At 63.9% G+C, this 13,621-nt stretch carries 7 protein-coding genes and 3 rRNA genes; all 10 read left to right on the plus strand.

Going from position 1 to position 13,621, the window contains the following annotated elements; translation table 11 throughout:
* Nucleotide 1: 1 nt before the first annotated feature.
* The 10 genes from BJ986_RS13690 (at nucleotide 2) to BJ986_RS13735 (ending at nucleotide 13,588) form a co-directional block, all read left to right on the plus strand.
* Nucleotides 2-817 carry a hypothetical protein gene (locus BJ986_RS13690; protein ID WP_179422533.1) on the plus strand — a complete coding sequence of 272 codons (816 nt, stop codon included), beginning with the start codon at nucleotides 2-4 and terminating at the stop codon, nucleotides 815-817.
* 11 nt (nucleotides 818-828) lie between these two features.
* On the plus strand, nucleotides 829-2,748 hold the full coding sequence (locus tag BJ986_RS13695; RefSeq protein WP_179422535.1) for a fumarate reductase/succinate dehydrogenase flavoprotein subunit: 1,920 nt from the start codon (nucleotides 829-831) through the stop codon (nucleotides 2,746-2,748).
* The gene (locus BJ986_RS13700; RefSeq protein WP_179422537.1) at nucleotides 2,745-3,497 is read left to right on the plus strand and encodes a succinate dehydrogenase/fumarate reductase iron-sulfur subunit; all 753 of its coding nucleotides are present in this window, start codon (nucleotides 2,745-2,747) and stop codon (nucleotides 3,495-3,497) included. Before BJ986_RS13695 ends, BJ986_RS13700 begins: the two co-directional genes overlap by 4 nt.
* Entirely contained in the window at nucleotides 3,461-4,120 is a 660-nt protein-coding gene (locus tag BJ986_RS13705) for a DNA-3-methyladenine glycosylase (RefSeq protein ID WP_179422539.1), read from the plus strand. Before BJ986_RS13700 ends, BJ986_RS13705 begins: the two co-directional genes overlap by 37 nt.
* Nucleotides 4,121-4,182: 62 nt before the next feature.
* Nucleotides 4,183-5,454 carry a tyrosine--tRNA ligase gene (gene tyrS / locus BJ986_RS13710; protein WP_179422541.1) on the plus strand — a complete coding sequence of 424 codons (1,272 nt, stop codon included), beginning with the start codon at nucleotides 4,183-4,185 and terminating at the stop codon, nucleotides 5,452-5,454.
* Nucleotides 5,455-6,132: 678 nt separating this feature from the next.
* Nucleotides 6,133-7,658 (plus strand): 16S ribosomal RNA (locus BJ986_RS13715).
* A 352-nt stretch (nucleotides 7,659-8,010) separates the two neighbouring features.
* Nucleotides 8,011-11,123: ribosomal RNA gene (locus BJ986_RS13720) — 23S ribosomal RNA — on the plus strand.
* A 77-nt stretch (nucleotides 11,124-11,200) separates the two neighbouring features.
* A 5S ribosomal RNA gene (gene rrf, locus BJ986_RS13725) occupies nucleotides 11,201-11,317 on the plus strand.
* Together the 16S, 23S and 5S rRNA genes form the textbook arrangement of a ribosomal RNA operon.
* Before the next feature lie 530 nt (nucleotides 11,318-11,847).
* Nucleotides 11,848-12,573, plus strand: a complete 726-nt coding sequence (locus BJ986_RS13730) for a tetratricopeptide repeat protein (protein WP_337795307.1) — start codon at nucleotides 11,848-11,850, stop codon at nucleotides 12,571-12,573.
* Nucleotide 12,574: 1 nt separating this feature from the next.
* The gene (locus BJ986_RS13735) at nucleotides 12,575-13,588 is read left to right on the plus strand and encodes an HAD-IIA family hydrolase (RefSeq protein ID WP_337795308.1); all 1,014 of its coding nucleotides are present in this window, start codon (nucleotides 12,575-12,577) and stop codon (nucleotides 13,586-13,588) included.
* Nucleotides 13,589-13,621 lie beyond the last annotated feature (33 nt).

Here is a 13,621-nt window from a genome sequence, read left to right on the forward strand (position 1 = left end):
GGTGGCCAACGTCCCCTTCAGCGGAGGCGTCCATGCACCGGGTCGGGCCCGCATCGCGGCTCGCACGCTGCGCGAGGACCGCTGGTGGCTCCAGCCGTTCGTCACGTTTGTGTGCTTCACGGCCTGGCTGCTCTACGGCCTGGTCCGCGCGAGCCTCCAGAAGGACTACTTCGTCGCCGACTACGGCTATCTCACGCCCTTCGCCTCGCCGTGCCTGTCGACGTCCTGCGTACCGGGGTCGACCCACTTCGGCACCCCGTTCGGCGCGTGGCCGGCGCTCATCCCGTACGCGGCGCTGACCCTGCCGTTCCTGCTGCTGTTCCGGCTCACCTGCTACTACTACCGCAAGGCCTACTACCGCTCGTTCTGGGTGAGCCCGCCAGCCTGTGCGGTGCCCGAGGCGCACCGGACGTACTCCGGTGAGACGCGGTTCCCGCTCATCATGCAGAACCTGCACCGCTACTTCTTCTACGCCGCCGTGGTCATCTCGCTCATCAACACCTACGACGTGCTCCACGCGTTCCGCGGCAAGGACGGCGGGTTCGGTCTCGGGCTGGGCACCCTGATCCTGCTGGTCAACGTGGTGCTGCTCTGGTGCTACACGCTGGGCTGTCACTCCTGCCGCAACATCGTCGGGGGGCGGCTCAACCACTTCAGCAAGCACCCGTGGCGCTACAAGGCGTGGGGCTGGGTCGGCAAGCTCAACGCCCGCCACATGACCTTCGCCTGGGTGACCCTCGGCAGCCTGGTCGTCACCGACGCCTACATCGCGCTGGTCTCCTCGGGGACCATCGGCGACCTGCGCATCATCAACTGAAGGGACCGTCTGTGACCGACCTCGAACGCCACGAGTACGACGTCATCGTCATCGGGGCCGGCGGTGCCGGGCTGCGGGCGGCGATCGAGGCGCGTGAGCAGGGACTGCGGACCGCGGTGATCTGCAAGAGCCTGTTCGGCAAGGCGCACACGGTCATGGCGGAGGGCGGCATCGCGGCGTCGATGGGCAACGCCAACGAGAAGGACAGCTGGCAGACCCACTTCCGGGACACGATGCGCGGCGGCAAGTTCCTCAACAACCCGAGGATGGCCGAGCTGCACGCCAAGGAAGCCCCCATGCGGGTGTGGGAGCTCGAGACCTACGGGGCACTGTTCGACCGCACTCCCGACGGTCGCATCAGCCAGCGCAACTTCGGCGGCCACGAGTACCCCCGGCTCGCCCACGTCGGCGACCGCACCGGCCTCGAGCTGATCCGCACCCTCCAGCAGAAGATCGTCAGCCTCCAGCAGGAGGACCACCGCGAGACCGGTGACTACGAGAGCCGGCTCAAGGTGTTCGCCGAGCTGACCATCACCGACATCCTCAAGGCGGACGGCGCGGTGGCCGGTGCGTTCGGCTACTGGCGCGAGTCGGGGCGCTTCGTGCTGTTCTCGGCGCCGGCCGTCATCCTCGCCACCGGCGGCATCGGCAAGTCCTTCAAGGTCACCAGCAACTCGTGGGAGTACACCGGCGACGGCCACGCGCTGGCGCTGCGTGCCGGGGCGTCCCTGGTCAACATGGAGTTCATCCAGTTCCACCCCACCGGCATGGTCTGGCCGCCCTCGGTCAAGGGGATCCTGGTCACCGAGTCGGTGCGTGGTGACGGGGGAGTGCTGCGCAACTCCGACGGCAACCGGTTCATGTTCGACTACGTCCCCGACGTCTTCCGCGGCCAGTACGCCGACACCGAGGACGAGGCGGACCGCTGGTACGAGGACCCGGAGAACAACAAGCGACCCCCTGAGCTCCTGCCGCGGGACGAGGTCGCCCGCGCCATCAACAACGAGGTCAAGGAGGGCCGCGGCTCACCGCACGGTGGCGTCTTCCTCGACGTGTCGACGCGGCTGCCGGCCGAGGAGATCAGGCGGCGGCTCCCCTCGATGCACCACCAGTTCAAGGAGCTCGCCGACGTCGACATCACGGCCGAACCCATGGAGGTCGGCCCGACCTGCCACTACGTCATGGGTGGCGTCGAGGTCGACGCCGACACCGCGGCCACGTCCGTGCCGGGACTGTATGCCGCGGGCGAGGTCGCGGGAGGCATGCACGGCTCCAACCGCCTCGGCGGCAACAGCCTCTCCGACCTGCTGGTGTTCGGCCGTCGCGCTGGCGTCGGCGCCGCGGAATACCTTGCGGCGCTGGGGGATTCGCGCCCGGCCGTCAGCGAGGTCGATGTCGACCGCGCGGCCGAGACGGCCCTCGCGCCGTTCCGTGACGCCGCGGAGAACCCCTACACGCTGCACCAGGAGCTCCAGCAGAAGATGAACGACCTCGTCGGGATCATCCGGCGCGAGGGTGAGGTGCGCGAGGCCCTGGTGATGCTGGACGGGCTGGACGAACGCGCGAAATCCGTAGGGGTGGAAGGACATCGGCAGTTCAACCCCGGCTGGCACCTGGCCCTCGACCTGCGCAACATGCTCGCGGTGTGCCGCTGTGTCGCCCTCGCGGCACTGGAGCGCACCGAGTCCCGCGGGGGACACACGCGCGAGGACTTCCCGGCCATGGACCCGCAGTGGCGGGCGGTCAACCTCATCTGCACGCTCGACGACTCCGACCGCGTGCAGCTCACCAGGCAGCCGGTCCCGCAGATCCGCCAGGACCTGCTCGAGCTCTTCGAGCGCACCGAGCTGTCCAAGTACCTCACCGAACCCGAACTGGCCCGTCTCGACGCGGGCGTCGCCGACAGCGCGCAGGGGAGTGACCAGTCATGAGCTATGAGGCCAGGTTCAAGGTGTGGCGCGGCGATGCCGCAGGCGGTGACCTCGAGGACTACGCGGTCGAGGTGAACGAGGGCGAGGTCGTGCTCGACATCATCCACCGGCTCCAGGCGACCCAGGCGCCCGACCTCGCAGTCCGGTGGAACTGCAAGGCCGGCAAGTGCGGGTCGTGCAGCGCCGAGGTCAACGGCATGCCGCGCCTGCTCTGCATGACCCGGATGAGCACCTTCACCGAGGACCAGACCATCACGGTCACGCCGCTGCGGACCTTCCCGGTGATGCGCGACCTGGTCACCGACGTGTCCTTCAACTACCAGAAGGCGCGTGAGGTGCAGGCCTTCTCCCCGCCCACGGACCTGCAGCCCGGTGAGTACCGCATGCAGCAGGTCGACGTGGAGCGCAGCCAGGAGTTCCGCAAGTGCATCGAGTGCTTCCTGTGCCAGGACGTCTGCCACGTGGTGCGCGACCACGAGGACAACAAGACCAGCTTCGCGGGGCCCCGCTTCCTCATGCGCGTCGCGGAGCTCGACATGCACCCGCTCGACACCGCCGACCGCCGCCCCGCGGCCAAGGAGGAGCACGGCCTCGGGTACTGCAACATCACCAAGTGCTGCACCGAGGTCTGCCCCGAACACATCAAGATCACCGACAACGCACTGATCCCGCTCAAGGAGCGTGTCGTCGACCGCCACTACGATCCCGTCGTGTGGCTGGGCAACAAGATCCGTCGGCGTTCGAGCTAGGCGCGCGCCTCGAGCGCGCCTTCTTCGCCGAGGACGTCCTCGACGTGGCGCCGGCCCTCCTGGGGGCCACGATCGCGCACGCCGGTGTCACCGTGCGGCTCACCGAGGTCGAGGCGTATGCCGGGACGGCAGACCCGGGCTCGCACGCCTTCCGTGGTCCCACCCCGCGCACCGAGGTGATGTTCGGCCGGGCCGGCCACCTCTACGTCTACTTCACCTACGGCATGCACTGGTGCGCCAACGTCGTCTGTGGCCCCGAGGGCGAAGCCAGCGCGGTCCTGCTGCGGGCCGGTGAGGTCGTGGGGGGAGAGGACCTCGCGGCGCAGCGCCGCTCAGGCATCCCGCGCAGGGACTGGACGCGCGGCCCGGCCCGGCTGGCGACGACGCTGGCCCTGCGCGGCGACCAGAGTGGCGTCGACGCCTGTGTGCCGCAGGGACCGCTGGCGTTCCACGCTCCGACCGAGCATGTGCCGGCCCGGCGCATCCGCACGGGTCCACGGGTGGGTGTCGCCGGCGCTGGCGGGGATGCTGCGGCCTACCCCTGGCGGTTCTGGCTGGACGGCGAGCCGACGGTGTCGGTGTACCGACCTGCAAAACCCCGTGCCCGGCGCAGCGACGCATAGGGCAGGCTTGCACCGTCGCCGGGAGCCCGGCATACCCGTGAGCACGAAGGAGCACGACCACCGTGACGAACATCCTCGACGAGCTGCAGTGGCGAGGGCTGGTGGCACAGACCACCGACGAGTCCGCTCTGCGCAAGGCACTCGCCGACGGGCCGATCACGGCGTACTGCGGCTTCGATCCCACCGCGCCGTCGCTGCACTTCGGCAACCTCGTGCAGCTGGTCGTGCTGCGCCACCTCCAGCGCGCCGGTCACCGGGTGATCTGCCTGGTCGGGGGGTCGACGGGACTGATCGGTGACCCACGGCCGTCGTCCGAGCGCCTCCTCAAGACCAAGGAGCAGACCGCCGAGTGGGTGGCGAACATCCGCAGGCAGGTGGAGCCGTTCCTCGCCGCCGAGGGTGAGAACCCTGCAGTGTTCGTGAACAACCTCGACTGGACCGCACCCATGTCGGCCCTGGACTTCCTGCGCGACATCGGCAAGCACTTCCGGGTCAACCAGATGATCAAGAAGGACGCGGTCGCGGCACGGCTGAACTCCGAGGAGGGGATCTCCTACACCGAGTTCAGCTACCAGCTGCTCCAGGGACTGGACTACCTCCAGCTCTTCCGCGACTACGGGTGCACGCTGCAGACCGGTGGGCAGGACCAGTGGGGCAACCTCACCGCGGGGTCCGACCTGATCCACCGGGTGGAGGGGGAGTCGGTGCACCTGTTGACGACCCCGTTGCTCACGGACGCCGCCGGCAACAAGTTCGGCAAGAGCGAGGGCAACGCCATCTGGCTCGCCCCCGCCATGACCAGCCCCTACGCCTTCTACCAGTACTGGGTCAACACCGAGGACGCCTCGGTGGTCAAGCTCCTCAAGGTGTTCACCGACCGGTCCCGCGAGGAGATCGCTGCCCTCGAGCAGTCGCTGGCCGAGAAGCCCTTCCTCCGTGAGGCGCAGAAGACCCTGGCCGCGGACGTGACGACCCTGGTCCACGGGGCGGCGGCGACCGCGGCGGTGCAGGCGGCCTCTGAGGCGCTCTTCGGCAAGGGGGACGTGTCGCTCCTCGACGAGCAGACCCTGGCCGATGCCACCGGTGAGCTGCCCGGGGGAGAGGTGGAGGTCGGGATGTCCGTGACCGACGCCCTCGTGGCGGTGGGGCTGGTCGACTCCCGGAACGCCGCCCGCCGGGTGATCGGCGACGGGGGTGCCTCGCTCAACAACGTCAAGCTGACCGATCCCGAGCAGCTGCTCGCGCCGGACGACTTCCTGCACGGACAGGTGGCGCTCTTTCGCCGTGGCCGTCGGTCGCTGGCCGCGGGTCGCCGAGGGCCCGCAAGCCGCTGACCTGCGGATTTGTGTTTTCCCGCGGGCCCCGTCTACTGTTCTCGACGTCAGCCCGACAGGGAGGAACGGACACCACCGCGGTGAACGAGAGTTCACGCGAAGTAGGCCGGTCCCGGGGCAGACCCCACCGAACAGCAACTGGGAGACCAGGACGTTTCGGAGCGCCCGCAAGGGTGGTCAGGAGCGGGCCGAGAGGCTGCTACAGTGGGCGTCCCACCGCAAAGCAAGCGCTTCGTCGGAGGGCATCCGGATCGCCTGAGAGGGCAGCCGGACGCCGAACAGCGAGTTTCTGGAAACGGAAACAGCCTGCTAGAGTGGGACACCTCGCGGAGAGCCAAGCGCGCTCGAACCACCGCTTCCAGCAGGAAGCGCAAGGATTTGACGCCCAAGAGCGATGCGAGTAACTTTGAAGGGTTGCCCCGGGACACCGGCCGAAAGGCCAGTCGATGGTGCGCGTCCGAACCTTGAGAACTCAACAGCGTGTCAAAAATCGATGCCAATTACCTCGTCTCGAGGTGGCAGCGAACCAGGTCGTATGGCTTGGGGATGCAGTCACTCTCGAACGAAAATCCTTTGGTTGACAATGAATTTCTAGCAATAGCTAGTTGTTCTTGCTCAGTCAGTGAAACAACCCTTCTTGGGTAACAGTTTCGTGGTCCTCGGATCACGAGCTAAACATCAATGGAGAGTTTGATCCTGGCTCAGGACGAACGCTGGCGGCGTGCTTAACACATGCAAGTCGAACGGTGACGATCAGAGCTTGCTCTGATCTGATCAGTGGCGAACGGGTGAGTAACACGTGAGTAACCTGCCCCAGACTCTGGAATAACCCCGGGAAACCGGAGCTAATACCGGATACGAGACGAAGCTGCATGGCTATCGTCTGGAAAGTTTTTCGGTCTGGGATGGACTCGCGGCCTATCAGCTTGTTGGTGAGGTAATGGCTCACCAAGGCGACGACGGGTAGCCGGCCTGAGAGGGCGACCGGCCACACTGGGACTGAGACACGGCCCAGACTCCTACGGGAGGCAGCAGTGGGGAATATTGCACAATGGGCGAAAGCCTGATGCAGCGACGCCGCGTGAGGGATGACGGCCTTCGGGTTGTAAACCTCTTTCAGCAGGGAAGAAGCGAAAGTGACGGTACCTGCAGAAGAAGCACCGGCTAACTACGTGCCAGCAGCCGCGGTAATACGTAGGGTGCGAGCGTTGTCCGGAATTATTGGGCGTAAAGAGCTTGTAGGCGGTTTGTCGCGTCTGCTGTGAAAATCCGGGGCTCAACCCCGGACTTGCAGTGGGTACGGGCAGACTAGAGTGTGGTAGGGGAGACTGGAATTCCTGGTGTAGCGGTGAAATGCGCAGATATCAGGAGGAACACCGATGGCGAAGGCAGGTCTCTGGGCCACTACTGACGCTGAGAAGCGAAAGCATGGGGAGCGAACAGGATTAGATACCCTGGTAGTCCATGCCGTAAACGTTGGGAACTAGGTGTGGGTCTCATTCCACGAGATCCGTGCCGCAGCTAACGCATTAAGTTCCCCGCCTGGGGAGTACGGCCGCAAGGCTAAAACTCAAAGGAATTGACGGGGGCCCGCACAAGCGGCGGAGCATGCGGATTAATTCGATGCAACGCGAAGAACCTTACCAAGGCTTGACATATGCGAGAACGCTGCAGAGATGCAGAACTCTTTGGACACTCGCATACAGGTGGTGCATGGTTGTCGTCAGCTCGTGTCGTGAGATGTTGGGTTAAGTCCCGCAACGAGCGCAACCCTCGTTCTATGTTGCCAGCACGTAATGGTGGGGACTCATAGGAGACTGCCGGGGTCAACTCGGAGGAAGGTGGGGATGACGTCAAATCATCATGCCCCTTATGTCTTGGGCTTCACGCATGCTACAATGGCCGGTACAAAGGGCTGCGAAACCGCGAGGTGGAGCGAATCCCAAAAAACCGGTCTCAGTTCGGATTGGGGTCTGCAACTCGACCCCATGAAGTCGGAGTCGCTAGTAATCGCAGATCAGCAACGCTGCGGTGAATACGTTCCCGGGCCTTGTACACACCGCCCGTCAAGTCACGAAAGTCGGTAACACCCGAAGCCGGTGGCCCAACTCTTTGAGAGGGAGCCGTCGAAGGTGGGACTGGCGATTGGGACTAAGTCGTAACAAGGTAGCCGTACCGGAAGGTGCGGCTGGATCACCTCCTTTCTAAGGAGCACTGGTCGCGAAAGCGATCCAGAGCCTGGTCTGAGTGCGAATGTCGCTCAGCAGGTGCTCAAGGGTGGAACATCGATTATTTGGCGCTGACATCAACTCGCAAGCAAGTACAGGTCTTCGGACTGGGAACGCGACCGAGAGGGTGCCGGCGCCTGACACGTTGTTGGGTCCTGAGGGCTTCGGGCGAAAGCTTGAACCTCAGGCCGGTAGATCGGCCAGGACCCTTCCCACGGATGAACCACCGCACGGTGCTGTTGAACAGGCACACTGCGGTAGGCACCGAGACGGGGAAGGGGCCGCCCGTACCTTGAGAACTACACAGTGGACGCGAGCATCTTTATAAACTCAAGTTTATAAGGGCAAACGGTGGATGCCTTGGCACCAGGAACCGAAGAAGGACGTAGGAATCTGCGATAAGCCTCGGGGAGTCGATAACCAGACTGTGATCCGAGGATTTCCGAATGGGGAAACCCGGCTGGAGGCAAGTCCAGTCACTCTCACCTGAACACATAGGGTGAGTAGAGGGAACGTGGGGAAGTGAAACATCTCAGTACCCACAGGAAGAGAAAGCAACCGCGATTCCGTGAGTAGTGGCGAGCGAAAGCGGAACAGGCTAAACCGATCATGTGTGATAGCTGTCAGGCGTTGCATGGTCGGGGTCGTGGGACTTTTCAGTCAGGACTGACATCCTGACATGGAGTCAAAAATGCGCGTTATAGTCGAAGGGCATTGAATGGCCCGGCACAGAGGGTGCGACCCCCGTAGACGAAATGATGTGCACTCCAGAGAAGTATCCCAAGTAGCACGGGGCCCGAGAAATCCCGTGTGAATCTGGCGGGACCACCCGCTAAGCCTAAATATTCCCTGGTGACCGATAGCGGACAAGTACCGTGAGGGAAAGGTGAAAAGTACCCCGGGAGGGGAGTGAAATAGATCCTGAAACCGTTTGCCTACAATCCGTTGGAGCCTCCTTGTGGGGTGACAGCGTGCCTTTTGAAGAATGAGCCTGCGAGTTAGTGCTCAGTGGCGAGGTTAACCCGTGTGGGGAAGCCGTAGCGAAAGCGAGTCCGAATAGGGCGATTTAGTCGCTGGGTCTAGACCCGAAGCGGAGTGATCTACCCATGGCCAGGTTGAAGCGACGGTAAGACGTCGTGGAGGACCGAACCCACTTAGGTTGAAAACTGAGGGGATGAGCTGTGGGTAGGGGTGAAAGGCCAATCAAACTCCGTGATAGCTGGTTCTCCCCGAAATGCATTTAGGTGCAGCGTCACGTGTTTCTTACCGGAGGTAGAGCTACTGGATAGCTAATGGGCCTCACCAGGTTACTGACGTTAGCCAAACTCCGAATGCCGGTAAGTGAGAGCGTGGCAGTGAGACTGCGGGGGATAAGCTCCGTAGTCGAGAGGGAAACAGCCCAGACCACCATCTAAGGTCCCTAAGCGTGTGCTAAGTGGGAAAGGATGTGGAGTTGCATTGACAACCAGGAGGTTGGCTTAGAAGCAGCCACCCTTTAAAGAGTGCGTAATAGCTCACTGGTCAAGTGATTCCGCGCCGACAATGTAGCGGGGCTCAAGCACACCACCGAAGCTGTGGCATTGACACTTTGCCCGGCCGTGACATCTGAGGATCCACGGTCCAAGCGTGTTGATGGGTAGGGGAGCGTCGTGTGGCCAGGGAAGCGGCGGAGTGATCCAGCCGTGGAGGCCACACGAGTGAGAATGCAGGCATGAGTAGCGAATGACGGGCGAGAAACCCGTCCGCCGAATATCCAAGGGTTCCAGGGTCAAGCTAATCTGCCCTGGGTAAGTCGGGACCTAAGGCGAGGCCGACAGGCGTAGTCGATGGACATCCGGTTGATATTCCGGAACCGGCGAAGAACCGCCCATGACGAACCTAGTGATGCTAAGCGCCTGAAGCTCGATGACGTCTTCGGACTGACTCGAGTGGAGCGCGCGACCCGATCTAGTACTAGTCAAGCGATGGAGAGACGCAGGAAGGTAGCTGAGCGTGGCGATGGTAGTCCACGTCTAAGGGTGTAGGGAGTGAGATAGGCAAATCCGTCTCACACATATCCTGAGACCTGACGGGTAACCCGTATGGGTGAAATCAGTGATCCTATGCTGCCAAGAAAATCTTCTAGCGAGGTTCGAGCCGCCCGTACCCCAAACCGACTCAGGTGGATAGGTAGAGAATACCAAGGCGATCGAGTGAATCGTGGTTAAGGAACTCGGCAAAATACCCCCGTAACTTCGGGAGAAGGGGGGCCCTGATCGTGACGGCACTTGCTGCCCGAGCGTGATCGGCCGCAGAGACCAGGGAGAAGCGACTGTTTACTAAAAACACAGGTCCGTGCGAAGTCGCAAGACGATGTATACGGACTGACGCCTGCCCGGTGCTGGAAGGTTAAGAGGACGGGTTAGTTCTTCGGGACGAAGCTCAGAATTTAAGCCCCAGTAAACGGCGGTGGTAACTATAACCATCCTAAGGTAGCGAAATTCCTTGTCGGGTAAGTTCCGACCTGCACGAATGGCGTAACGACTTCTCCACTGTCTCAACCACGAACTCGGCGAAATTGCACTACGAGTAAAGATGCTCGTTACGCGCAGCAGGACGGAAAGACCCCGGGACCTTTACTACAGCTTGGTATTGGTGTTCGGTACGGCTTGTGTAGGATAGGTGGGAGACTTTGAAGCCGGCACGCCAGTGTCGGTGGAGTCAACGTTGAAATACCACTCTGGTCGTTCTGGATATCTAACCTCGGTCCGTGATCCGGATCAGGGACAGTGCCTGGTGGGTAGTTTAACTGGGGCGGTTGCCTCCTAAAAGGTAACGGAGGCGCCCAAAGGTTCCCTCAGCCTGGTTGGCAATCAGGTTTTGAGTGTAAGTGCACAAGGGAGCTTGACTGTGAGACAGGCATGTCGAGCAGGGACGAAAGTCGGGACTAGTGATCCGGCGGTGGCTTGTGGAAGCGCCGTCGCTCAACGGATAAAAGGTACCCCGGGGATAACAGGCTGATCTTGCCCAAGAGTCCATATCGACGGCATGGTTTGGCACCTCGATGTCGGCTCGTCGCATCCTGGGGCTGGAGTAGGTCCCAAGGGTTGGGCTGTTCGCCCATTAAAGCGGTACGCGAGCTGGGTTTAGAACGTCGTGAGACAGTTCGGTCCCTATCCGCTGTGCGCGTAGGAAACTTGAGAAGGGCTATCCCTAGTACGAGAGGACCGGGATGGACGAACCTCTGGTGTGTCAGTTGTTCTGCCAAGAGCACGGCTGATTAGCTACGTTCGGAAACGATAACCGCTGAAAGCATCTAAGCGGGAAGCGTGCTTCAAGATGAGGTTTCCATGGACTTCGGTCCGAGAGGCTCCCAGCTAGACTACTGGGTTGATAGGCCAGACGTGGAAGTGCAGTAATGCATGTAGCTGACTGGTACTAATAAGCCGATAACTTGATTATAAAGATGCTACGCGTCCACTGTGTGGTTCCCGAGATACGGTCGGGATCAGAACCACTGATTGATATCTCCATAGAGTTTCGGCTGTCATAGCGAAGGGGAAACGCCCGGCTCCATTCCGAACCCGGAAGCTAAGCCCTTCAGCGCCGATGGTACTGCACTGGTGACGGTGTGGGAGAGTAGGACGCAGCCGGACATACTTTCAAAAGGGCCATCCCACTCGGGATGGCCCTTTTGCATTCTCTTTTGAATTCCTTTCAGCATTCCCCCTCACCGCAGAGCCTGTGGGAATGCTGCGCTCGTGGGCACTGCCACAGGGGGTGGTGACCCAAGCGGAGCGCAGTCCGTAGACTGCGACCGATACCTGCACAGCGAGGAGCTAACGTGCCCGAGAACCAGTCAGGCCGAGGTGGCCAGGACCGTCGTCCCTCATCGGGAGGTGGGCGCCCCTCCGGTGGAGGCAGTGGCCGCGGTGCATCCGCACCTCGCGGCGGGTCGGCTGCTCGTGGCGGGTCCGCCCCCCGTGGCGGGTCAGCCGCTCGTGGCGGGTCAGCCGCTCGCGGTGGTTCGGGGCCCCGTGGTGGTTCTGCCTCCCGGGGTGGCTCGAGGGAGGCCGGCGCCTTCGACAACGGTGAGCGCGGCGGTCCGCGCCTTGCCCCGAAGAAGCCGAAGCTGCCCGAGCCCCGCATCGCGGAGGGCGTCACCGGCAAGGAGCTGGATCGCTCGGTGCACCAGCAGCTGCGCACCCTGAGCAAGGAGAACGCCGAGGGTGTCGCCCAGCACCTCGTCATGGCTGCGGCCCTCCTCGAGGTCGACGACCTCGAGAGCGCCGAGGCGCATGCCGAGACTGCCGTTCGTCGCGCCGGCCGCGTGCCCGCGGCCCGGGAGGCGCTTGGCCTGGTGGCCTACCGCAAGGGGGAGTGGGCCAGGGCACTGAGCGAGTTCCGGACCGCGCGGCGACTCAGCGGCTCCTCGCACATGCTCGCGCTGATGGTCGACTGTGAGCGTGGCCTCGGGCGGCCGGAGCGCGCTCTCGAGCTCGCGATGTCTCCCGAGGCCAAGACCCTCGCCGTCGAGGACCGGGTCGAGCTGGCCATCGTGATCTCCGGCATCAGGCGTGACCTCGGGCAGCTCGAGGCGGCTCAGCTGGCACTGGAGATTCCGCAGCTCAAGTCGACGCGCAAGCCGTGGACGGCTCGCCTGTCCTACGCCTACGCCGAGACCCTGCTGGGTGTCGGTCGGGACGAGGACGCCCGCGACTGGTTCGCGCGCGCAGCCGACGCGGACGACGACCTGGAGACCGACGCCGCCGAGCGGCTCGCCGAGCTGGACGGGGTCATTCTGACCGACCTGCTCGAGGGTGAGGAGGACGACGACATCGTCGACTCCGGCGACCCGGTCGGCGGCACCCTGCCGACGCGCGGAGAGGCTCCGGGCAGGGAAGCCCGTTAGGGTGCCGGGACTGATCGACGACTACTCGGCGGTCGTCTGTGACCTCGACGGGGTCGTCTACCGCGGTCCCGACGCAGTGGACTTCGCTGTCACGGCGCTGACGGCGCTGACGGTGCCGATCCTCTACGCGACCAACAACGCCTCACGTCCGCCCGAAGAGGTTGCGGCGCACCTGAGCGACCTGGGCCTGCATGTCACGGGCCGCGATGTCGCGACGAGCTCGCAGGCGGGTGCCGTCGCGCTGTCCGGGTTGCTGCCGGCTGGGGCCAGGGTGCTGGCCATCGGCGGCGCTGGCGTGCGCGAGGCACTGGAGCACGCGGGTTTCGAGGTGGTGACGCCCCAGCAGGCAGGCGAGGAGCCGGACCTGGTGGTCGCCGGTGTGCTCCAGGGCTACGGCCCGTCGGTCACCGCCGCAGACCTCGCAGAGGCGGCGTATGCCGTGTCCAACGGAGCCGTCTGGGTGGCGACCAACACCGATGCCACGCTGCCCACCCACCGGGGTACCGCTCCGGGCAACGGCACCCTCGTCGCGGCGGTGCAGCGGGCGACGGGTCGCGATCCGCTCGTGGTCGGCAAGCCCCATGCGCCGTTGTACCGCCTGTGCGCGGACCGGCTCGAGCGTCCGCCGGCCCAGGTCCTTGCGGTCGGCGACCGGCTGGACACCGATGTGGCAGGGGCCGTCGAGGCGGGGATGGACTCGGCGCTGGTGCTGACCGGGGTCGACTCCGTCTCGAGCCTGGCCGTGGCACCACCCTCGCAGCGCCCCACCTACCTGCTGGAGGACCTGCGCGCGTTGACGGAGCCGTATCTGTCGGTCGAGACCGACTATGTGTGGTGGGTCTGCGGCGGCGACCGTCGTCGGCTCGTCGACGGTTCCTGGGACGTGGCCAGCGCAGGGAGCCCCATCGAGACGGCCCGGGCCGGAACGGCCTGCCTGCACGAGGCGATCGACCACGAGGAGCTCGGACTGGACGCGGTTCTCAGACTCGTTCCCGAGATCGACGCGTGGCAGTAGCGTGAGGGGCGCGAGCGGCGCCCGGCCCGCTCC

Source organism: Pedococcus badiiscoriae (assembly GCF_013408925.1).
GTDB classification, from domain to species: Bacteria; Actinomycetota; Actinomycetes; order Actinomycetales; family Dermatophilaceae; genus Pedococcus; species Pedococcus badiiscoriae.

What these genes read in the sequence shown, in the direction of transcription:
- BJ986_RS13700 (WP_179422537.1), top strand. Translation starts at nt 2,745, where the DNA reads ATGAGCTATGAGGCCAGGTTCAAGGTGTGGCGCGGCGATGCCGCAGGC.